Annotated in this window: 15 protein-coding genes and 1 pseudogene; 1 reads left to right on the forward strand and 15 read right to left on the reverse strand. The window is 61.1% G+C overall.

The features are described 5' to 3' along the window. Window positions 1-2: 2 nt before the first annotated feature. The 15 genes and pseudogenes from gspE to pilM form a co-directional block, all read right to left on the reverse strand. Complete coding sequence (gene gspE / locus QU606_RS04570) at window positions 3-1451, reverse strand: type II secretion system ATPase GspE (protein ID WP_168232212.1); 1449 nt, start codon at window positions 1449-1451, stop codon at window positions 3-5. Then, the gene (gene gspD / locus QU606_RS04575; RefSeq protein WP_168232211.1) at window positions 1448-3349 is read right to left on the reverse strand and encodes a type II secretion system secretin GspD; all 1902 of its coding nucleotides are present in this window, start codon (window positions 3347-3349) and stop codon (window positions 1448-1450) included. Before gspD ends, gspE begins: the two co-directional genes overlap by 4 nt. A 4-nt stretch (window positions 3350-3353) precedes the next feature. Beyond that, window positions 3354-3860, reverse strand: coding sequence for a type II secretion system protein N (locus QU606_RS04580; protein WP_304998149.1), 507 nt, complete (start codon window positions 3858-3860; stop codon window positions 3354-3356). Window positions 3861-3867: 7 nt separating this feature from the next. Further along, a complete protein-coding gene (locus QU606_RS04585; RefSeq protein ID WP_069075055.1) occupies window positions 3868-4392 on the reverse strand; it encodes a cytochrome b in 525 nt (174 codons plus the stop codon). A gap of 103 nt (window positions 4393-4495) precedes the next feature. Continuing rightward, window positions 4496-5956, reverse strand: a complete 1461-nt coding sequence (gene gbpA, locus QU606_RS04590) for an N-acetylglucosamine-binding protein GbpA (protein ID WP_069075056.1) — start codon at window positions 5954-5956, stop codon at window positions 4496-4498. A 312-nt stretch (window positions 5957-6268) separates the two neighbouring features. After that, window positions 6269-7336 carry a uroporphyrinogen decarboxylase gene (gene hemE, locus QU606_RS04595; protein ID WP_069075057.1) on the reverse strand — a complete coding sequence of 356 codons (1068 nt, stop codon included), beginning with the start codon at window positions 7334-7336 and terminating at the stop codon, window positions 6269-6271. A gap of 240 nt (window positions 7337-7576) precedes the next feature. Further along, entirely contained in the window at window positions 7577-8995 is a 1419-nt protein-coding gene (locus QU606_RS04600; protein ID WP_024072968.1) for an FAD-dependent oxidoreductase, read from the reverse strand. 32 nt (window positions 8996-9027) lie between these two features. Next, the gene (gene gltB / locus QU606_RS04605; RefSeq protein WP_069075058.1) at window positions 9028-13473 is read right to left on the reverse strand and encodes a glutamate synthase large subunit; all 4446 of its coding nucleotides are present in this window, start codon (window positions 13471-13473) and stop codon (window positions 9028-9030) included. A 349-nt stretch (window positions 13474-13822) separates the two neighbouring features. After that, a complete protein-coding gene (locus tag QU606_RS04610; RefSeq protein ID WP_193690099.1) occupies window positions 13823-15379 on the reverse strand; it encodes an SPOR domain-containing protein in 1557 nt (518 codons plus the stop codon). Between the two features lie 10 nt (window positions 15380-15389). Further along, on the reverse strand, window positions 15390-16490 hold the full coding sequence (gene aroB / locus QU606_RS04615; RefSeq protein WP_024072965.1) for a 3-dehydroquinate synthase: 1101 nt from the start codon (window positions 16488-16490) through the stop codon (window positions 15390-15392). 125 nt (window positions 16491-16615) lie between these two features. After that, window positions 16616-17134, reverse strand: a complete 519-nt coding sequence (aroK, locus tag QU606_RS04620) for a shikimate kinase AroK (RefSeq protein ID WP_024072964.1) — start codon at window positions 17132-17134, stop codon at window positions 16616-16618. A gap of 4 nt (window positions 17135-17138) precedes the next feature. Continuing rightward, window positions 17139-18395: pseudogene (locus tag QU606_RS04625) on the reverse strand (type IV pilus secretin PilQ); the annotation flags it as partial. A 135-nt stretch (window positions 18396-18530) separates the two neighbouring features. Further along, complete coding sequence (locus tag QU606_RS04630; RefSeq protein ID WP_102625308.1) at window positions 18531-19511, reverse strand: pilus assembly protein PilP; 981 nt, start codon at window positions 19509-19511, stop codon at window positions 18531-18533. Further along, window positions 19508-20059, reverse strand: coding sequence for a PilN domain-containing protein (locus QU606_RS04635; RefSeq protein WP_024072961.1), 552 nt, complete (start codon window positions 20057-20059; stop codon window positions 19508-19510). Before QU606_RS04635 ends, QU606_RS04630 begins: the two co-directional genes overlap by 4 nt. Beyond that, on the reverse strand, window positions 20056-20712 hold the full coding sequence (gene pilM, locus QU606_RS04640) for a type IV pilus assembly protein PilM (protein ID WP_304998150.1): 657 nt from the start codon (window positions 20710-20712) through the stop codon (window positions 20056-20058). The genes QU606_RS04635 and pilM overlap by 4 nt, the downstream gene beginning before the upstream one ends. A 221-nt stretch (window positions 20713-20933) precedes the next feature. Between pilM and QU606_RS04645 the strand changes: the two genes are divergently transcribed. Continuing rightward, window positions 20934-23396, forward strand: coding sequence for a penicillin-binding protein 1A (locus QU606_RS04645; RefSeq protein WP_370531104.1), 2463 nt, complete (start codon window positions 20934-20936; stop codon window positions 23394-23396). Window positions 23397-23699 lie beyond the last annotated feature (303 nt).

The following is a 23699-nucleotide window of genomic DNA, read 5'->3' on the forward strand; positions in this document are numbered from 1 at the left end:
AGCTAGTCCTCCTGGGTAACCCGCAACAGCTCATCCATGCTGGTGAGCCCTTCGAGCACCCGACGGCGCCCATCCTCGAACAGGCTGGGCGAGGCACGCCGCGCTTCAGCCAGCAGTTGCTGTTCACTGGCGCCCTGATGAATCAGCGCGCAGAGCGTGGGCGTGAGGCTGACCAATTCGTAGATACCGATCCGCCCGCGATAACCTTGGCGACACTGTTCGCAACCGGTGGCCTTGAACACCCGAGGTACTTGGTCGAGGTCTAACCCCAACCGCCGGCATACGTCGGCGTCCGCCGCTGCGGGGGCCTTGCAGGCGGGGCAAAGCTTGCGCACCAAACGCTGCGCCAGCACGCCCACCAACGACGATGCGAGCAGATAGGCATCGACCCCCATGTCCACCAACCGGGTAACGGCACCGATGGCACTGTTGGTGTGCAGTGTCGACAACACCAAATGCCCGGTGAGTGACGCCTGAACGGCGATCTCGGCGGTTTCACTGTCACGAATCTCGCCGACCATCACCACGTCCGGGTCCTGGCGAAGGATCGCGCGCAGCCCACGGGCAAACGTCATCTCGACCTTGGGGTTGACCGGTGTCTGGCCGATGCCCGGCAGGTGATATTCGATCGGGTCTTCGACCGTGAGAATATTGCGGGTCTGGTCATTGAGGTGGGTCAGCGCCGCATACAAACTGGTGGTCTTGCCGGAGCCGGTGGGGCCGGTCACCAGTAAAATGCCATGGGGCCTGCCCAGTAATTGCAGCAGGCCGTCCAGGGTTTCTTCAGCCATGCCCAATCGCACCAATTGCAGGCGCCCGGCATGCTTGTCGAGCAGGCGCAACACGACCCGCTCGCCATGGGCCGAGGGCAGCGTGGAGACCCGTACGTCCACTTCGTGGCCCGCCAGGCGCAACGCCATGCGGCCATCCTGGGGGACGCGTTTTTCAGCGATGTCCAGCTGCGCCATGACCTTGATTCGCGACACCAGCAGCGTTGCCAGCTCACGCCGTGGCCGCAGCATTTCGCGCAGTTGACCATCCACCCGCATGCGAACGGTCAGTGTGTGTTCGAAGGTTTCAAGGTGCACATCCGAGGCCTTTTCCCGCACCGCTTCACTGAGCAGTGCGTTGATCAGACGTATGATCGGCGCATCGCCTTGCTGCTCCAACAGGTCGGCGGTCTGCGGCACCTGGTCCACCAGGCTGAGCAGATCCAACTCATCATCCAAGCCTTGGGCAACCTGTTCGGCGGCGCTTTGGCCTTCGCTGTAGACCACCGCCAGGCGTGTGGCGAAGTCCTCGACTGTCAGCATCCGCAGCGGCAGCTCGTGATCGGTCAGGCGCCGCGCTTCGGCAATGGCGCTCAACGACGTATCACAGCGAACGATCAGGTGCCCATCGTCGAGCAGTACACCAAAACGTCGGGCGAAACCGAACGGCAGGGGTTTCATGGAACCTCCCGCGCAGGCTGACCCAGGTCGAACAGCTGCGACGCACTATCGGGCAGTTGCAGCGAGTGCTCCGGGCGGGCGTTCGGCAGGCTGTGCTGGCGCAGGTCCTGGTAACGCTGCCGGCTGATCCCGGAGAGATCCTGACCGCTACGCACAATGGTCGGGCGCAGGAACACCATCAGGTTGCTCTTGGTCTGGGTGTCGCGGCTCCAGCGAAAAAGCGCCCCAAGGTAGGGAATATCACGCAACAGTGGCACGCCGCTTTTCTGGGTGCGCACGCTGTCTTTGATCAGGCCGCCGATCACGATGATCTCGCCATCGTCGGCCAGGATCGTACTTTTCAATGCACGCTTATTGGTGATCAGGTCCGACGAGTCGACACCGGACACCGCCGGCGCAATGTCGGAGACCTCCTGTTCGACCTCCAGCCGCAGGGTCGAACCTTCGTTGATATAGGGCTTGATCTTGAGGCTGATCCCGACGTCCTTGCGCTCCACCGTGGTGAACGGGTTATCCGCGCCACTGCCGTTGGTAGCGTAGGAGCCAGTCTTGAACGGCACGTTCTGACCCACAATGATTTCGGCTTCCTGGTTGTCCAGCGTCAGCAGGCTTGGCGTCGATAGCAGGTTGCTGCGCGAGTTGCCGGCCAGGGCGGACACCAATGCACCGAAACGATCACCGCCCAGCTTAAGCACGCCGCCCTCCGGGGCAACCGTGCTTTCATCGAACTTAAGGGCACCGAGGATCGGAATGCCTGTGCCGGGGAAGTTGATAAGCCCCTTGGCATCACTGCTGTTCAGCGCCCATTGCACACCCAGGGCCTCGCTGATATCACCGGTGACCTCAACGATGGCGGCATGAATCAGTACTTGAGCCCGCGGCCGATCCAACTCACGCACAATGCCTTCGAGGGTCGCGAGCTGGGCCGTCTGCGCCACGATCACCAGGGCGTTCTGGCTTTCATCGGCCCGTACCATGAACGCTGCGGCAGCGGCCGTTTCTTTCAGGCCCGAGCTCGCCAGTGGCGTTTTCATGCTCTGGCCCATGGTGTCTAGCACTTCGGCCAATTGCTTGGCATCGCTGTAGCGCAGGCGTATGACGCGGGCATTGTCCAGCCGCGCAGGGGTGACCGTGTCCAGGCTACGGGCCAGTTGCACGAGGCGCTGACGAACCTGCGCCGTACCGACAATGACCAACCGGTTGCTGCGCGAGTCGGCCAAGACCTGAATGGCACCGTCGGCACTCTGCTTACCGAGGGACGCTTCCATCAACCGGGCGATATCCACCGCCACCCCATGGCGCAAGTCCACCAGCTCATAGGCATTTTTCGCTCCGGAATCCAGTTGCCTGACGACCTCGCCGATGCGACGGACGTTGCTCGCGGTGTCGGTAATCACCAAGGCATTGGCCGATACCGAAGGGCCGACATAGCCATTGGGCGAAATCAACGGTCGCACCAGCCCAGCCAGATCCGCCGCATTGCTGGCGCCTAACGCAATGACCTGAGTGACAAACTGCTGCGGGGGCGATGAGTGCGGGTCCGCCGTACCGGCCAGCGATTTAGCCTGGGCCACCGGTACGATGAGGATCTGGTCGCCTTGATCGATCACGCTGAAGTCATGGGCATCCAGCACGCTATAAAACAGCTGGCGCACGCCTTCACGGTTCAGGGCCTGCCTGGACATGACGGTGATGCGTCCTTGTACCTTGGGGTCGAGGATGACGGTGGTGTCGAGGATGGTCGACATTTCCTCAACAACATCACGCAACTCAGCGTTATTCATCGTCACCTGCCAACGCTGCTCAGCCGCCGACGACGGCCCAACGTGTAACAACGCGCCCAACACGAACGTGCCAAATACGCCGGTCAGAGCGCGCTGTCCGATGATGCGGTTCATGGGACTACTCACTCCTCGGTTGTTCGACCATGGGCCGTAGATGAAGGGCCGCCGTCGCTTTACGTTGCGCGTGGGCGGGCTGCAGAAAGCCCCCGCTCGCCGGATGGAGCCTGAGCAACTCCTCGCGCCCCTGACGCCACAACACCACCTGTGCAGGCTCGATGCGACGCAGCAGGCTACCTCCCGGCAAGCGCTCGCCGGCGCGGTAAAACCGCTCACTGTCGGGCCCGGCCAGCAAGGCACGTGACTCGCTGTCGCTGGCAACCACAGTGGCTCGCAATGTCAGTGGTTCAGCGCTGCTCAAGGCACCGCCCTGCGCGCTCAAGCCGAGCACCGACGCGACGGCCAGGGTATCGAGAGCGACGGTCGGCCGGGGCATGGCCGACGGAACAGGCAGCGCCTGCGCTGCCGGCATCCGCGCCTGACGAAACTGCCACTCCTGCCACGCCAACATCAGCCCATAACCCAAGGGCAGCATCAAGACGAGCACCCGCCAGCCAGCCGTCTTCATGGCGCGTTCACTGGCGGATCGTTTCTTGGGAAAAAGACATATTCTTCAGAACCGGGCGACCGCTCATCTCATGCTTGAAAACAGCTCCCACATGCAGGGCAACCAGCACCGCGAGCACCACACAGGCTTGAATATGGATCTGCGTGAACCACTCAATGGCCGTCGGATCAGTCAGCAGTTGTGCAATCAACAGGACGTTAAATATGTTGATCGGGCGGTCCATCATCAGGACTCCCGTCACGAGCACAATGCCCAACACCAGATAAATGGCTTTATGAACAACTAACGCCACATACTCGGCTGCGCAGCGCTTTCTGCCATACGCTAAAAAACCATGAAAAAAAGAAAAATAGACTCTGAGAATAAAGATTGGAATATATAGAGCAGTCAACGAAACGTTTATAAACCCCACCCAATTCTTGGTTTCCATCGCCACATCAATAAACGCGACATAAAAGCCTGAGAATAAGGTCCACAAAATAACCACGGCCGAAATCCAATGAAGCCAAATCTGGCCGACCGAATAGCGCATATACGTCGTCAATTGAAAATCCACATTCAGAAAAGAATAACTGCACGATAGAAATGCCCAGGCAGGCTCGAACGCGCCTGCCTGGGACTTCGTCAACGAACGATCAGAGCTGGTCCCAGGCGGTCTGCCAATGATGGCCTACACCCGGCTCAAAGCCATTGGCGGTTGGCAGGTACTGTTTGCAGTAGCCCGAACTCGGAAACGGCTTGCACTCATACACTTCGCCGGTTTGCGGATGCAACACGCGAGTGCCTGCTTCGTAACTGGCCAGACCTTCAGGGAACACGAAGTGATAGTCCTTCGCGCCCCCTTCACCCGTCAGGTTGACGGCCTGGGTATCCTGGCGAGTGGTACGACCATCTGTGGTGGTGCCCAGCAAGGTCATGTGGTGAAGCCCTGGCTCGCTGCGAACATCCATTTCAAGCCAGTTACTGGTGCCTTGCGCAAGCGCTTTGACGGTACCCACCGGCTTGTTGCTGGCATTGAACAGCGTCGCTTCGACATTCATATCGCGGTTGGCGATCATGGCGAAGCGAACCTTCGCGCGGCCCTTATCCAAAACGTACTCTTCGGCGAACGCCGACAGCGCCATGCGTGCCTCGGTATCTTCCTTGACGTCCATCGCCAGCTCATAACGAATCACGCCGCTGTCTTTCTGAGCGAACAGATTGTTCTTGCCTTTGACCGGTGCTATACCGCCCTGCTCATCGCGAATGCCCGCTTGAATCAGGGTCTGGGTCTGGTTGATCTTTTCAGCCAGTTTGAACGCCCAATTCTGCGGTTGGCCCTCTTCGGCATTGTCTATCGAGATTTCGACGGTGTACGCCGCGCTTTCGCCCATGGCGGTGAAGGCACGGGCCTTGACCTTGTCGCCCACCAGCAACGTGGCGGATGGCGTGATGCTACCGACGGCGCTCCAACCGCCCGGTAATTCGGGTTCGGCGAGGATGTCCACGTCGACGACGTTGTAGAACGCCGCATCGGTATCACCGACGGTCCAGATACCGAGGAGCACATGAGAGCCCGTCTTGTCTTGAGGGATCACACACGCATGTTTTTCGCCGCTGACCGGCAGTACATTGCCACCCTCCACGACACAGAACGGCGTACCGTCAAACGATGCACGCTTGAGCGGCTCATTGGGGTTCCATCCGTTGCGGGTGATGAAGTACTCGTGCTTGGTGGCCGGGTGAGCCGCCGTGTACTTCCAGTCGAACGTGATATTTCGGTCTTTGATTTCAGTCTTGTGCCAGCGAGTGGCCGACTGCGCATCCATAGCCGAGAACAGGCCGATGCCACCACTGGCGATCTTACCGTCTACCGGCCCCTGCATCGGTTTACCGCCGACGCCAGCAGGAAACCCCTTGAAGGTTTCACCGACACTTTGAGGCTCGTACTGTGCACCACCACAGTCTTTATTCAGACCTTTCTGACATTGAAAGGCGCGTGACGGTGGATCATTCAAATAACCATGCGCCTGTGCACTTTGGGAGGGTAATAACAAGGCACTTAACAATGCCAACGACGAAACACCGCCCCAACGGGAAATATCTTTTTTAATCATACAATCCAGCCCTAACACACAACCCAATAAAAACCCATACTTTGCAATATGGAAGACGTTTTTCTACGGCTACTGCAAAACGAGCGAGATGGATTTTACGGGCGTTAAAAAAAATTAATGTAGGACAAGTTGAATTATCACGATTAAAAAAACAAGCTTCGACTAATGACCACCGCCCAAAAAGAATACTCCTACAAAAACACTGAAGTATCCCTACGATAGAAAGTCGCAACAGGAAATTTATTATTTTTTACTTAAACGACAAGCATCACCCTCTTCGAGAAAGAGGGTGATGAAGTTCTGACGGGAGTATTACTGATGGTATTGCGCGGACAACTCGTGCACGGCTTGCAGGAACGCGCCGGCATGGTCCGGGTTCACTTCCGGGGTGATGCCATGGCCGAGGTTGAACACATGCCCGGTGCCTTTGCCGTAGCTGGCCAGGATGCGGCCGACTTCGCTGCGGATCGCTTCCGGCTTGGCGTAGAGCACGGTCGGGTCCATGTTGCCTTGCAGCGCGACCTTACCACCGACACGACGGCGGGCTTCGCCGATGTCGCAGGTCCAGTCCAGACCCAGTGCATCGGCGCCGGCGTCGGCGATGCTTTCCAGCCACAGGCCGCCGCCCTTGGTGAACAGGATCACCGGCACTTTACGGCCTTCGTGTTCACGGATCAGACCGCTGACGATCTTGCGCATGTAGGCTAGGGAAAACTCCTGGTACGCCGCCGCCGACAGGTTGCCACCCCAGGTATCGAAGATCTGTACCGCTTGGGCGCCGGCCATGATCTGGCCATTGAGGTAAGAAGTGACCGACTGCGCCAGCTTGTCCAGCAGCAGGTGCATGGCCTGCGGGTTGTCGTAGAGCATGGCCTTGGTCTTGCGGAAGTCTTTCGACGAGCCGCCTTCGACCATGTAGGTAGCCAGGGTCCAGGGGCTGCCGGAGAAGCCGATCAGCGGCACGCGGCCATTGAGCTCACGGCGGATGGTGCTGACGGCGTCCATCACATAGCCGAGGTCTTTGTGGGGATCGGGAATCGGCAGGGCTTCGATATCGGCCAGGGTACTGATGACTTTCTTGAAACGCGGGCCTTCGCCGGTTTCAAAGTACAGGCCTTGGCCCATGGCGTCGGGGATGGTGAGGATATCGGAGAACAGGATGGCCGCGTCCAGTTGCGGGTAGCGGTCCAGCGGCTGCATCGTGACTTCGCAGGCGAACTCCGGGTTCATGCACAGGCTCATGAAGTCACCGGCGTGGGCGCGGCTGGCGCGGTATTCCGGCAGGTAGCGACCGGCTTGACGCATCATCCACACAGGGGTCACGTCTACAGGTTGCTTGAGCAGGGCACGAAGGAAACGGTCGTTCTTGAGGGCAGTCATGTCGGCATCCGCAAAAAAAGTGCGGGCATTTTCTCAGAGCGCGACGCAAAAGGCACGGGATGAGGCGTGCCTTTTATCTATCGGGTTGATTTACGACAATCTCTTGAACCTGCGCAAATCAAATGTGGGAGGGGGCTTGCCCCGATTGCAGTGTGTCAGTCTCAGTATCTGTAACTGAACCACCGCTATCGGGGGCAAGCCCCCTCCCACATTTTTGACCGCATTTCAGCCTGAAATGGGTTAGACGTTCAGGTAGTCCAGGATCCCTTCGGCGGCGTTACGGCCTTCGAAGATCGCGGTTACCACCAGGTCAGAGCCGCGCACCATATCGCCACCGGCGAAGATTTTCGGGTTGCTGGTCTGGTGCTTGTACTGGCCTTGTTCCGGGGCGACGACGCGGCCCTGGCTGTCGGTCTGGATTTCGAACTGCTCGAACCAGGGGGCCGGGCTTGGGCGGAAGCCGAACGCAATGACCACGGCGTCGGCCGGGATGATCTCTTCGGAGCCCGGGATCGGCTCGGGGCTGCGACGGCCACGGGCGTCCGGTTCGCCGAGACGGGTCTCGACCACCTTCACGCCTTCGACACGGTCTTCACCCACGATGGCGATCGGCTGGCGGTTGTAGAGGAATTTCACGCCTTCTTCCTTGGCGTTCTTCACCTCTTTGCGCGAGCCAGGCATGTTGGCTTCGTCACGACGGTAGGCACAGGTCACCGACTTGGCGCCCTGGCGAATCGAGGTGCGGTTGCAGTCCATCGCGGTGTCACCACCACCCAGCACCACGACCTTCTTGCCCTTCATGTCGACGAAGTCTTCCGGCGACTTTTCAAAGCCCAGGTTGCGGTTGACGTTGGCGATCAGGAAATCCAAGGCGTCATACACGCCCGGCAGGTCCTCACCGGCAAAGCCGCCCTTCATGTAGGTGTAGGTGCCCATGCCCATGAACACGGCATCGTATTCGGCGAGCAGTTGCTCCATGGTCACGTCTTTACCGATTTCGGTGTTCAGGCGGAACTCGATGCCCATGCCGGTGAACACTTCACGACGGTTGCTCAGTACGGTTTTTTCCAGCTTGAACTCGGGGATACCGAAGGTCAGCAGGCCGCCGATTTCCGGGTTCTTGTCGAACACCACCGGGGTCACGCCGCCACGCACCAGCACGTCGGCACAGCCCAGGCCCGCCGGGCCCGCACCGATGATCGCCACGCGCTTGCCCGTCGGCTTGACCTTGGACATGTCCGGACGCCAGCCCATGGCGAACGCGGTGTCGGTGATGTACTTCTCCACCGAACCGATGGTCACCGCGCCGAAGCCGTCGTTAAGGGTGCAGGCACCCTCGCACAGACGGTCTTGCGGGCACACCCGGCCGCAGACTTCCGGCAAGGTGTTGGTCTGGTGCGACAGCTCGGCGGCGGCGAGGATGTTGCCCTCGGCCACCAGCTTGAGCCAGTTGGGAATGAAGTTGTGCACCGGGCACTTCCATTCGCAATACGGGTTACCGCAACCCAGGCAGCGGTGGGCCTGGTCGGCCGACTGCTGGGGTTTGAAGGGTTCGTAGATTTCCACGAACTCTTTCTTGCGTTGACGCAACAGTTTCTTCTTCGGATCTTTGCGCCCGACATCGATGAACTGGAAGTCGTTATTCAGACGTTCAGCCATGTTAAAACCTCATCAAACTCTTCAGGCGCATATCACTGCGGGTTGGCACGGATGCTGGAAAGCAACGATTTCAGGTTGGCAGCCTTGGGCTTGACCAGCCAGAAACGACGCAGGTAATCATCGAGGTTCTCGGCGAGGTTACGACCCCATTCGCTGCCGGTTTCCTCGACGTACTCGTCCAGCACGTGCTGCAAGTGGTTACGGTAGGACTCCATCGCTTCGCCGCTGATCCGCTGGATCTCGACCAACTCGTGGTTGACCCGGTCGACGAAGGTGTTGTCCTGGTCCAGCACGTAGGCGAAACCGCCGGTCATGCCCGAACCGAAGTTGTAGCCGGTCTTGCCCAGTACCGCGACAAAGCCCCCGGTCATGTACTCGCAGCAGTGATCGCCAGTGCCTTCCACCACGGTGTGGGCACCGGAGTTACGCACGGCGAAACGCTCACCGGCCGTACCGGCGGCGAACAGCTTGCCGCCCGTGGCGCCATACAAGCAGGTGTTGCCGATGATGGCACTGTCCTGGGTCTTGTAGACGCTGCCTTTGGGCGGAACGATGACCAGCTTGCCGCCGGTCATGCCCTTGCCCACGTAGTCGTTGGCGTCACCTTCCAGGTACATGTGCAGACCACCGGCGTTCCACACGCCAAAGCTCTGGCCCGCAGTGCCCTTGAAGCGGAAGGTGATCGGCGCTTTCGCCATGCCTTGGTTGCCGTGCTTGCGCGCGATTTCGCCGGAGATGCGGGCGCCGATGGAACGGTCGCAGTTGCAGATATCCAAAGCGAATTCGCCACCGCTGGCATCGTTGATCGAGGAAGCAGCCATCTCGACCATCTTCTCGGCCAGCAGGCCCTTGTCGAACGGTGGGTTGCGGTCCACCTGGCAGAATTGAGGCTTGTCTGCCGGGATGTGATCGCTGCCCAACAGTGGCGTCAGGTCCAGGTGCTGTTGCTTGGCGGTCTGGCCTTCGAGGACGTCCAGCAGATCGGTACGACCGATCAGCTCTTCGAGGGAGCGCACGCCCAGCTTGGCCAGCCACTCACGGGTTTCTTCGGCGACGTAGGTGAAGAAATTCACCACCATGTCGACGGTGCCGATGTAGTGATCCTTGCGCAGCTTCTCGTTCTGAGTGGCGACGCCGGTGGCGCAGTTGTTCAGGTGGCAGATGCGCAGGTATTTGCAGCCCAGGGCGATCATTGGCGCGGTGCCGAAGCCGAAGCTTTCGGCGCCGAGGATCGCGGCTTTGATCACGTCGAGGCCGGTTTTCAGGCCGCCGTCGGTCTGCACGCGCACTTTGCCACGCAGGTCGTTGCCGCGCAGGGTCTGGTGGGTTTCAGCCAGGCCCAGTTCCCACGGCGCACCGGCGTACTTGATGGAGGTCAGCGGTGAAGCACCGGTGCCGCCGTCGTAGCCGGAGATGGTGATCAGGTCGGCATAGGCCTTGGCCACGCCAGCGGCGATGGTACCGACGCCCGCCTCTGCTACCAGTTTCACCGAGACCAGCGCCTGCGGGTTGACTTGTTTGAGGTCGAAAATCAGCTGCGACAAGTCTTCAATCGAGTAGATGTCGTGGTGCGGCGGCGGCGAAATCAGGGTCACGCCCGGCACTGCGTAACGCAGCTTGGCGATCAAACCGTTGACCTTGCCGCCTGGCAGCTGGCCGCCTTCGCCGGGCTTGGCGCCCTGGGCAACCTTGATCTGCAGCACTTCGGCGTTGACCAGGTATTCCGGGGTCACCCCGAAACGGCCCGTCGCCACTTGCTTGATTTTCGAGCTCTTGATGGTGCCGTAGCGCGCCGGGTCTTCACCGCCTTCACCGGAGTTGGAACGCGCACCCAGGCGGTTCATGGCTTCGGCCAGGGCTTCGTGGGCCTCAGGCGACAAGGCGCCCAGGGAGATACCGGCGGAGTCGAAGCGCTTGAGGATCGATTCCAGCGGTTCGATGTCGCTGATCGCCAGCGGCGTGTCCAGGGTCTTGACCTTGAACAGGTCGCGGATCATCGACACCGGGCGGTTATCCACCAGCGCGGTGTATTCCTTGAACTTGGCGTAGTCGCCCTGCTGCACGGCGGCTTGCAGGGTGCTGACCACGTCCGGGTTGTAGGCGTGGTATTCGCCACCGTGGACGAACTTGAGCAGGCCACCTTGCTGGATCGACTTGCGCGCGCTCCAGGCTTCGGCGGCCAGGGCTTTCTGTTCGGCTTCGATATCGACGAAACGCGCACCCTTGATGCGGCTCGGCACGCCACGGAAGCTCAGCTCGCAGACTTCTTCGGACAGGCCGATCGCTTCGAACAATTGAGCACCGCGGTACGAGGTGACGGTGGAGATGCCCATCTTCGACAGGATCTTCAACAGGCCCTTGGTGATGCCCTTGCGGTAGTTCTTGAACACCTCATAGAGGTCGCCCAGTACTTCACCGGTACGGATCAGGTCGCCCAACACTTCATAAGCAAGGAACGGGTACACCGCCGAGGCGCCGAAGCCGATCAACACCGCAAAGTGGTGCGGGTCACGGGCGGTGGCGGTTTCCACGAGGATGTTGGAGTCGCAGCGCAGGCCTTTTTCGGTCAGGCGATGGTGTACTGCACCAGTGGCCAGGGAGGCGTGGATCGGCAGCTTGCCCGGCGCGATATGGCGGTCGGTCAGCACGATCTGGGTACGCCCGGCGCGCACAGCTTCTTCGGCCTGGTCGGCGACGTTGCGCACAGCGGCTTCAAGGCCGAGGCTCTCGTCGTAGTTCAGGTCGATGATCTGGCGGTCGAAGCCCGGACGCTCCAGGGTCATCAACGAGCGCCACTTGGCCGGGGAAATGACCGGCGAGCTGAGGATCACGCGGGAGGCGTGCTCAGGCGACTCCTGGAAGATGTTGCGCTCGGCACCGAGGCAGACTTCCAGGGACATCACGATGGCTTCGCGCAGCGGGTCGATCGGTGGGTTGGTCACCTGGGCGAACTGCTGGCGGAAATAGTCGTACGGCGTGCGCACACGCTGGGACAGCACGGCCATCGGCGTGTCGTCACCCATGGAGCCGACGGCTTCGTAGCCTTGCTCGCCAAGCGGGCGCAGCACCTGGTCGCGCTCTTCGAACGTGACCTGGTACATCTTCATGTACTGCTTGAGCTGGTCGATGTCGTAGAACGCCGAACCGTGGTCGTTGTCTTCCATGGTCGCCTGGATGCGCAGGGCATTCTTGCGCAGCCATTGCTTGTAGGGGTGACGGGACTTCAGGCGGTTGTCGATCGCATCGGTGTCGAGGATCTGCCCGGTTTCGGTGTCCACGGCCAGGATCTGGCCAGGGCCGACGCGGCCTTTGGCGATCACGTCTTGCGGCTGGTAGTTCCACACGCCGATTTCCGACGCCAGGGTGATGAAACCGTTGGTGGTGGTCACCCAACGCGCCGGGCGCAGGCCGTTACGGTCGAGCAGGCACACCGCGTAGCGGCCGTCGGTCATCACCACGCCGGCCGGGCCGTCCCAGGGTTCCATGTGCATCGAGTTGTATTCATAGAACGCCCGCAGGTCGGGGTCCATGGTCTCGACGTTCTGCCACGCAGGCGGAATGATCATGCGCACGCCACGGAACAGGTCGATGCCGCCGGTGACCATCAGCTCGAGCATGTTATCCATGCTGGAGGAGTCGGAACCGACGCGGTTGACCAGCGGGCCGAGCTCTTCGAGGTCCATCAAATCGTTGGCGAACTTGGTGCGACGGGCCACGGCCCAGTTACGGTTGCCAGTGATGGTGTTGATCTCGCCGTTGTGGGCGAGGAAGCGGAATGGCTGGGCCAGCGGCCATTTCGGCAGGGTGTTGGTGGAGAAGCGCTGGTGGAACACGCAGATTGCGGTTTGCAGGCGCTCATCGCTCAGGTCTGGATAGAAGGCGGTGAGGTCCGCCGGCATCATCAGGCCTTTATAAATGATGGTCTTGTGGGAAAAGCTGCAGATGTAGTGATCGGTGTCGGCAGCGTTGGCCACGGACGAACGACGACGGGACGTGAACAGCTTGATCGCCATGTCCTGGTCGCTCAGGCCATCGCCCGCGATAAACACTTGTTCGATCTGCGGCAGGCGCTCCAAGGCCAGGCGGCCGAGCACGCTGGTGTCGATCGGCACTTTGCGCCAGCCGACGAGTTGCAGGCCGGCAGCCAGGATTTCGCGGTTCATGTTCTCGCGAGCGGCTTCGGCTTTGACCGGGTCCTGGTTGAAAAACACCATGCCCACGGCGTACTGCTTGGGCAGGTCGACAGCGAAATGCTGTTTGGCGACGGCGCGCAGGAACAGGTCGGGCTTTTGAATCAGCAAGCCACAACCGTCACCGGTCTTGCCGTCGGCGTTGATCCCACCGCGGTGGGTCATGCAGGTCAGGGCCTCGATGGCCGTTTGCAAAAGGGTATGACTGGGCTCGCCCTGCATATGGGCAATCAGGCCGAAACCGCAGTTATCCTTGAATTCATCGGGTTGGTACAGACCTGCTTTCATAGACACTTTCTCACCAGGCTGCCTCTTATATCGAGGCAAATTTCTTTTCAATTCAACCGGTTACCTTCCACGCCGAACGTACGCCGGCTTTGCGGGGGCAAAAGGGAGGTCATTGTACACACCGACACAGACGCCCACAAATTTAGCGACGAAATGTCGCAAATCTATGTCGCATTTATGAAAGGTTTAAAGCGATATGCTGTGCTAGTCAAAACTTTTTTAATTCTGACCGCTACGACTCAAAAGCTACTGTGACGCAGACACCACAAAGCGCGCGGCCTTCAGGGCTGCACGCTTTGTTGTTTTTTTGAGGTGCCGAGAGGGCGGCCTGGGTAAGGCCGCCGGATCTTCAGCGAGTTGTTGCCAGTTCTTGTTGAACGCTGGCGACAGTGCGAGGCCAAGGTTTACCAGCCTGAACCTTCGCTGGCAAGGCCTTGATAGCGGATTCAGCTGCTGCGCGGCTGGAGAAGTTGCCGTAAGTGATCACGTAAAGAGGCTTGCCGTTGAGCACTTTCTTGAAATAACGGTACTCGCCGCCCTGCTCTTTCACGAACGCCTGGGCGTTGGCTTCGGAGCTGGTGCCGAGAATCTGCACCACGAAGTTACCGGTAGGCTGGCTGCTGTACCAGCTGCTGCCGGCGGCACCGGCCTTGGCAACGGTCACGGGTTTTTCAGCAGGCTTGGCGGCCGGCGCCGGGGCTGGCTTGGCGACCGGTGCAACTGCGACGGGCTTGGTGACAGGCGCAGGCTTGGCGGTCGCGACCGTCGGCGCTGGTGTCGGTTTTGCCGCCGGCTGACCGGCTGGCACGCCCGCAGGTGGCGCGGTGGTGGTCACGGTCGGCGGCGTGGCGCTGGAGCCTTCTACCGGCACGCCGTCGTCGCCTTCGGAGATGCCACCGGCTTCTTCGGCAAGCGGGCCGCGCATGACCGGCTGGCCCACCATCGGCAGGCTGGTCGGCTGACCGGAGTTGGCGAACTCTACATTTGGCGTGGGCTTGCCCAGTGGCAACTGCGCCTGTTCGGTTGGCGCGCCGGCGGTCGTCGGTGCCTTGCTGCGGCCCGGGATCAACCAGGCGGCGGCAACGGCGACCACGACCACGGCGGAAATGGCCAATACGTGCTTCTTAGGCATAGTGAACCCCATCTTTGGACGCTTGACCGCAGAGCGGCTGGCAATCATGGCTTCGATCATTGCATCGCGGGCGACCTGATTGATGGTGCCAGGCCAGCCGTCGGAGCTTTCGTGAATATCAGAGATCTGTTGAGCGGAGAAAAGTTCGATGCCCTGCCCGGCGCCTTCGAGGCGTTGGGCCAGATATTCACGGGTTTCTTCCTCTTCGTAAGGCTGCAACTCAATGACGTGGAACAGCTCCTGTTCGCCACTGATCTGCTCCAGATCGGCGATCAGCGACGACTCACCGAACAGGAACACATGCGGGCGACCTTCCGGCGTACCGGCGGCCAGCGCCAACAGCGCTTCCAGGGCGGATTCATCAAGCTGCTCGGCGTCATCCACCAGCAGGTAGACCTCCTGGCCGGTCAGGCCCAGTTGCACCACCTGCTTGAGAATCGCGTTCGGCTCGGCAGTGGACACATCAAGAGCCTGGGCCACCTGGCGCAGTACACCCGCCGCATCACCGGCACCGCGAGCCGATACTACGACGCTCTGTACCGATTGCTTGTTGGTACTGGCGACCAGCGCCTGGCGCAACAGGGTCTTGCCACTGCCCAGCGGGCCGGTGACCACCAGCAGCAACTGGCTGTAGCGCGCGAGATGGTGCAACTGGCCGAGCACCGGCTTGCGCTGGGCCGGGAAAAATTTGAAACCAGGCACCCGTGGAGCAAAAGGGTCGTGGCTTAACTGGTAATGGCCGAGGAACGCCTCGTCGGCATGCAAACTAGTCATCGGGATCTTATTAACCTTTAAGCTGGGCCAGGGCGCGGTAATCCGCTCCCAGCGTGGCCTGTAAAATCTCTTTCGGATAATCGTCGGTCACTACCGCTTCACCCATGTGGCGCAGCAGCACCAGTCGCAGTCGACCGTCGATCACTTTCTTGTCTATCGCCATATGTTCGAGGAAGTCTGCCTCGGTCATCTCGGTAGGCGGGATGACCGGCAAGCCGGCGCGCTGGAACAGGCGGATACCGCGATCACGCTCCTGAGCGCTGATCCAGCCCAGGCGTTGGGACATCTCCAATGCCATCACTGTGCCAGCCGCTACGGCCTCTCCATGCAACCACACACCATAGCCCATGTGGGTTTCGATCGCATGGCCGAAGGTGTGCCCGAGGTTCAAGGTGGCCCGTACGCCGGACTCCCGTTCATCGGCGTTCACCACCAACGCCTTGGCGGCGCAGGAGCGGGAAATCGCTTCGGTCAGCGCCACCTGGTCGAGGGCGCGCAGGGCGTCGACGTGTTCTTCCAGCCAGGTCAGGAACGGTTCGTCGCAGATCAGCCCGTACTTGATGACTTCGGCCAGCCCCGCCGACAGCTCGCGCGGTGGCAATGTGTTGAGGGTCGCGGTGTCGATCAGCACGGCTTGAGGCTGATAAAACGCACCCACCATGTTCTTGCCCAGCGGGTGGTTGATGCCAGTCTTGCCGCCCACCGACGAATCAACCTGGGACAACAGGGTGGTGGGCACCTGGATAAAGTCCACGCCACGCTGGTAACAGGCGGCCGCAAAGCCGGCCATGTCACCGATCACGCCGCCGCCGAGGGCGACCACGGTGGTGCGGCGGTCATGGCGTGCGGTGAGCAGACCATCGAAGATCAGTTGCAGGGTTTCCCAGTTCTTGTGGGCTTCGCCGTCGGGCAATACCACGGAGATCACCGAATAAGCCGCCAGGCTGCGGCTCAGACGCTCAAGATACAGCGGCGCGACCGTTTCGTTGGAGATGATCGCCACTTGCCGCCCGGCAATGTGCGGTGCGAGCAACTCGGGCTGGTCCAGCAGACCTTCGCCAATATGGATCGGGTAGCTGCGCTCGCCTAGATCGACCTTAAGTGTCTGCATGTGTCCCCGCGTTGAAGATGTTTTGACGACCGGTAACGTCGAAATCCGACGCCACCTGATGGCTCTACGCCACACCCCGCAGGGTGATAACGCGCCGCCGAGAATAACGCATTTCGGGCCTGGCTTTAACGGGGTGGCAACCGTTGCAGGCGCTCAAGAATGTCGAGTACCACCATACGAGGCGGCCGCTCATCGGTTTCCACCACCAGATCGGCGATTTCCCGATACAACGGATCGCGCAGCGCCAGCAGATCCCGCAAGGTTTTCGCCGGGTCGGCGGTGCGCAGCAATGGGCGATTGCGATCGCGAGCAGTGCGGCCCACCTGCTGCTCGACCGACGCATGCAGATAGACCACCCGACCACCGGCATGCAGGGCCCGGCGATTTTCCTCGCGCATCACCGCGCCACCGCCGGTCGCCAATACCACGCCATCGCAGCCGCACAGCTCGGCAATCATCGCCTGCTCGCGGTCGCGAAAGCCCAGCTCGCCTTCCTTATCGAAGATCCATGGGATATTGGCGCCCGTGCGCAATTCAATTTCCTTGTCGGAATCTTTGAATGGCAGGCGCAGCTCTTTGGCCAGCAAACGGCCGATGGTGCTTTTGCCAGCGCCCATCGGTCCTACAAGAATCAAATTTCGCACAGAATCAACGACTCACAGCAATCGCCTGGTTATTCATAATACGCGGAGTCAGGAATACCAGCAGCTCGGATTTTTTCTCCGCCAGCACATCGCGCCGGAAAAGGCGGCCAAGATACGGCACATCGCCGAAAAATGGCACTTTATCTACCACTTTGCTTTGGGTATTCGAGAAAACCCCGCCGATGACGATGGTCTCGCCATCCTTGACCAGCACCTTCGCGTTCACCTCGTTTTTCTTGATCGGCGGTACGTCGTTGAGCTTGTTCAGGTAGTCGGGCTCGTCCTTGGTGACCTTGACCTCCATGATCACGCGGTCGTCAGGCGTGATTTGCGGGGTGACCTCCAGTGACAGCGAGGCCTCCTTGAAGGACACCGAGGTGGCGCCACTGGAGCTGGATTCCTGGTAGGGGATCTCGGTGCCCTTGAGGATGCGCGCGGTTTCCTTGTCGGACGTCACTACCTTGGGTTGCGAGACGATTTCGCCATTGCCGGTCTTCTCCATGGCCGTCAGTTCCAAGTCCAGCAGCAGGTTATCGGTGATAAACGCGACGCCCAGCCCTGAGGTGCCCGTAACCGCGCCCAGGTCGACAAAGGGCGAACTGGGCGGGTTATCCGGCAGTTCCTCGCCGCTCGCCAAGGGTTTGCTGATACCACCTGCGCCCCACTTGCCGTGACTCAATCGACCGCCCCAACGCGCGCCCAGGCTTTTGTCATAGTCAACGTTGGCCTCGACAATCCGCGCCTCGATCATCACCTGGCGCACCGGGATGTCCAACTGCGCCACGATCCGCCGCAGCTCCTCCAAGCGCTCGCCGGTCTGGTAGGCGATGATGTTATTGGTGCGATCATCCACCGCCACCGAACCGCGCTCATCGGTCGCGCCCTCGTGCCCCGTCACCGACTGGAACAGCTTGGCCAGGTCCGCTGCCTTGGCGTAGTTGACCTGTAACAGTTCGCGGCGCAGTGGCGCGAGTTCGGCCATCTGCCGCCGCGACTCCAGGGTCAGCAGTTCGCGGGCGGCCAGCTCGTCGGCAGGCGCCACCAGCAAGACACCGGCCTTGATGCGCTTGTCCAAGCCCTTGCTTTGCAACACCAGGTCCAGGGCTTGATCCCAGGGCACGTCCCTGAGCCGCAGGGTGATCGCGCCCTGCACTTCGTCGCTGGCCACCAGATTGAGGCCCGCCACATCGGCGATATGTTGCAGCACCGCGCGTAGCTCGATGTTCTGGAAATTGAGGCTCAGCTTGTCGCCGGAGTAGCTCGGCGACGCGCTTTCGGGTGGCGGCAGCTGGATCAGGTCCACACGATTGGGCACAGCGAAAACCATCGGTGCCGTGAACGCTATCCATAGCGCCACACCGAAGGACGAGAAAATCCTTTTCATTGTTTGATTCCGTTATGAGTTGACGTTGAGTACGAGGGTTCGTGGGCGCTCCAGCCAGGCACCCTGTTCATTCGGGAAAAGCTCGACCAGTTCGACATGACCATCATGAATGGCGGTCACCCGACCATGGTCGGGCCCCAGGTAGTCACCCACTGCGAGCCGATGCACCGCGGAGGCCGCCCGCAGCAGGGCAAAGCGCTGCACACCACGGGACAGCGTGCCGACCATTTCGAACTGGTCGATAGCGATAGCTTCGAGCGCGCCTCGTGGCCGCGCGAAGTCGGGGGCCTGGGTTGGCCGGCCTGGCGTGTGATGTACCTGCAACGCGGGCGGCTGGAAGGGATCGCGCAAGGACGAAGCGTCGTAGACAAAGTGCGGCCGCGGCTCGACGCCCTGGCCGAGCTCTACCGACCGGACACCTGGCGACGTACGCCGATAGGTCCTGGCCTGCAGGTCGAGGCGCAGCAGTGGCCCATCAGATCGCAGCGCCAGATCGTGTACCGTGACGATTCGCGACAACCCGGCCAGAGCGCTCAGGAATGTCGCCAGGTCGTGATACCCCCCGGTGACAGCCATTTGCACGGGCTGCTCGATATACAAGGCGTGCGCCTGCTCATCCAACAGGACGATGCCCTCGACTGCCAAGCCATTGGCGACGCCCAACCGCGCTATGTCTTCAAGCAGCCTTGGCACTTCAGCCTCTTGGGACAACGCCTGCAAAAGCCCGGCGAAGCGCTGTTGCATCGCCTGGAACTGTTGGGTTTGCTGTTCAAGCGCGGCGACCAGCCCAACTTTCTCGGCGAGCTGCTGCCGCAAGCCTCCTTCCTGCACCTCGAGTACCTTCAACCGGTCCCGCGACGGACTCAGGCATGCAGCCTCGCCCACTACCAGCACCAGGCCGGCGAGCGCGCAGCCGAGCAGGACCTTGCCAGGCAAGGGCCATTTCGCAGCGTGGTGAGAGAGTGCAAAAAAGTCGAGCCTGGGCAGGCTCATGGCTGGGCCTCGGTGGACGCTCCCTGGCGTACCATCAATTGAAACCCGTTGCTGCCCCGCTCGCCTTCCGCCCGCACCTGTTGCAGACGCGTCGCGTGGGCGCCTTCGGAGGCGTCCAGGCGGCGCATCAACTGGGCGATATCCTGGCTCGAATCAGCGCTGCCGCTGATGCTCACCGTATTGCCCTTTGCCACGACCTCATGCAGATGTACGCCATCAGGCACCGCACGGGCCAGTTGATCCAACAACCGCGCGCTGCCGGAGCGGGCGTCATGCAGGTCCTGCACGACTTTCATGCGCTCCGCCAGTTGCTGGCTTTGCACCTGCAGGTCGTCGATGGTCTTGATGCGCGCGTCCTGGACAGTGATTTCCTTGCCCAGGTGATTGTTACGCGTCACCTGCCGGTCGATCGCCTGGTCGATAACCTGGTCCGCCAGCCATACCGCCGCCAGCGCCACGCAGGCAAACGCCAGCAACAGCATCAGGAGATACTTGCGCCGCCGCTCCGCCAGTGCCTGGCGCCAGGGCAAAAGATTGATTCGTGTCATCCAGCGAAACTCCTCAGGGCCAACCCGCAGGCTACTCCCATCCCTTGGGCATCCACGGCCCACTGTGCGCCATCGACTCGACGGCCCGGCGTGAAGCTGGCGAAATCCTGACTGCTTGCGCGCGCCAATGCAAACCCTTCCACATCGACCACTCGCGGCACCAACCCGGCCAAGGCCAGAACCGCCTCACGCGCCTCGACCTGCTCCTTGAGGCATGCCGCCAGCAACACCTCGACCCGCTTCGGATCCGCGGCCGATGGACCGCGCACCTGAAAGTCCAGGGCCATCTCCTCCAATGGGTAGGGAATGTATTGGTCTGCCTCCATCAGGATCATGCAGGCCATTTCATCGTCACTGAGCCCTGCCTCCATTTCGATCACCCGCGTGATCACCGAGGACCCAGACACGGCAATCGCCGCCTGCCGGGCCGACGTATGCAGCCGGGACAACGCCTGCTGCAGCGCCAGCCCGATGCCCTCAAGGTCGAGCAACGTGCCATCGACCACCGCGCGGGCCGGCAGGGCCTGCGTGGCGTAGCCTTGAACGGTGTAGCCGCTGGCTGAACGCCCCAGCTCGACCAGTTTGATCCCCGCTTCATTGATATCGACCCCCAGGACGGTGTCGACTTTTCGCCTGAAAAATCCCTTTACCATAAAACTCCTCATTGCTTTCCCTGTCATACCGCCTGATTGCGGCCGGGCACCCTGCATTCGGTCGGCTTGTTTAAGAGGCGCGAATGACGCCCCAAGGCGAAAAATGCTTTAATGCCCAGCGTTTTTTCCCGCTTTTTATCTGCAGGTCGGGTCGATCCATCGTTTCCCATGCATACCCCGGCGCCTAACTCATTCTTTTCTCTGGAAATCCAAAAGCCTTGATTCGTCTGCTGAAGTTTTTCGGGTACTCCATCATCGCGATCGTCTGCGGGCTACTGCTCGTACTCAGCGGGGCCTACCTCTACCTTAGTCCGGGTTTGCCCTCTGTAGAGGCCCTGAGAAGCATCCAGTTGCAGATTCCTTTGCGGGTCTACAGCAGCGATGAAAAACTGATCGCGGAGTTCGGCGAAATGCGCCGTACCCCGATCCGTTTCGCCGACATCCCGCCCAATTTCATCAGCGCATTGCTGTCGGCTGAAGACGATAATTTCGCCAACCACTACGGTGTCGACCCCAGCAGCCTGGTACGGGCCGCCACGCAGTTGGTCAAAAGCGGACACATTCAATCCGGCGGCAGCACCATCACCATGCAGGTGGCGAAGAACTTCTTCCTCACCAGCGAACGCAGTTTTTCGCGCAAAGCCACCGAGATTCTCCTGGCCTTGCAGATCGAACGTCAGCTGACCAAGGACGAAATCCTCGAGCTGTACGTCAACAAGATCTACCTGGGCAACCGCGCCTACGGCATCGAAGCCGCATCCCAGGTGTACTACGGCAAGTCGATTCGTGACGCCAGCCTGGCGCAGATGGCGATGATTGCCGGCCTGCCCAAGGCGCCGTCGCGCTTCAACCCCCTGGCCAACCCGGCACGCAGTAAAGAACGCCGCGACTGGATCCTGGGCCGCATGTACAAGCTGGGCAAGATCGACCAGGCCGCCTATGAAAGTGCGGTGGCCGAGCCGCTGAACGCCAGCTACCACGTGCCGACGCCGGAAGTGAACGCCCCGTATATCGCCGAGATGGCGCGGGCCGAGATGGTCGGCCGCTATGGCAGCGATGCCTATACCGAAGGGTTCCGCGTCACGACCACGGTGTCGAGCGACTTGCAGGAAATCGCGAATACCTCGTTGCATTCCGGCCTGATCACCTACGATCAGCGCCACGGCTATCGCGGCCCTGAGTCGCGCCTGCCGGGCAAGACCCTGAGCGCCTGGACCGCCGAGCTGGGCAAGCAGCGCGCGATCAGCGGCCTGGAGCCGGCCATCGTCATCCAGGTGCAAAAGGATGGCCTGCAGGTACTGACCCGTACCGGCGAAGCCCATGTCGCATGGGACAGCATGAAATGGGCACGCCCATTCCTGAATACCAACAGCATGGGCCCAATGCCCAAGCAGCCGTCAGACGTGGCGCAGGTGGGTGACCTGATCCGCGTGCAACGCCAGAAAGACGACAGCCTCAAGTTCAGCCAACTCCCCGTGGCCCAGGGCGCCCTGGTGTCCCTCGACCCACAGAACGGCGCAATTCGCTCCCTGGTTGGCGGCTTTGCCTTCGAGCAGAGCAACTACAACCGCGCGACCCAGGCCAAGCGCCAACCGGGTTCGAGCTTCAAGCCGTTCATCTACAGCGCCGCACTGGATAACGGCTACACCGCCGCCAGCCTGGTCAACGACGCGCCGATCGTGTTTGTCGATGAGTACCTGGACAAGGTCTGGCGCCCCAAGAACGACACCAACACGTTCCTCGGTCCGATTCGTATCCGCGAGGCGCTGTATAAGTCGCGCAACCTGGTGTCGATCCGCCTGCTGCAGGCGATGGGCGTAGGCAAGACCATCGACTACATCACCCGCTTTGGTTTCGCCAAGTCGGACCTGCCACCCAACTTGTCCCTGGCCCTGGGTACCGCGACCCTCACGCCGATGGAAATCGCCACCGGCTGGAGCACCTTCGCCAACGGCGGCTACAAGATCACGCCCTACCTGATCGACAAGATCGAAAGCCGCAATGGCGATACCCTGTTCACCGCCAACCCGCCACGCGTGCCGGGTGACGTGGTCAACGGCGTGGCAGCCAGCGATGGCATTGCAGCGCCGAGCCACGGTGGTATCACCATCGAGCCGACCCCAGGCACCGCCCCCGTAGCACCGGGCGCCGCCGCCACCGACCCACAGGTACCCGCCGTGGCCGAGCGCGTGGTCGACGGTCGCACCACTTATATCCTCAACAGCATCCTCGAAGACGTGATCAAGAAGGGTACCGGCCGCCGCGCCCTGGCCCTGGGCCGCGCGGATATCGCAGGCAAGACCGGTACGACCAACGAATCCAAGGATGCCTGGTTCTCCGGCTACAACGGCGACTACGTGACCACCGTCTGGACGGGCTTCGACCAACCGGAAAGCCTTGGCCGCCGCGAGTTCGGTGGCACCGTCGCATTGCCGATCTGGATGAGCTACATGGGCGCGGCATTGAAGGACAAACCGCTGCATACCCAACCGGAACCTGAAGGCATCCTGAGCCTGCGGATCGACCCGGTGAGTGGCCGGGCGGCATCGCCGAGCACCCCGAATGCGTACTTCGAGCTGTTCAAGAGCGAAGACACCCCGCCCTCGGTCAACGAGCTGGGCAATGGCGTTGCACCGGGCAGCCCGCTGCCAGCGGATGAGGCGGCGCCGATCGATTTGTTCTGACCTGGGCCTCAGCCTACGCAGAACCCAATGTGGGAGGGGGCTTGCCCCCGATAGCAGTGGACCAGCCAGCTCATCGAGTGACTGACACACCGCCATCGGGGGCAAGCCCCCTCCCACATTTGGGACTTCACAAATCTTCAGATAACTGTCATCCAACAAAATGCCCCGAAAGGCATCCTGAGCCTGCGGATCGACCCGGTGGGTGGCCGGGCAGCCCGCTGCCGGCGGATGAGGCGGCGCCGATCGATTTATTCTGACCTGGGCCTCAGCCTACGCAGAACCCAATGTGGGAGGGGGCTTGCC

The sequence above is a fragment of the Pseudomonas sp. OVF7 genome (genome assembly GCF_030644265.1).
Classification (GTDB): domain Bacteria; phylum Pseudomonadota; class Gammaproteobacteria; order Pseudomonadales; family Pseudomonadaceae; genus Aquipseudomonas; species Aquipseudomonas gorinensis.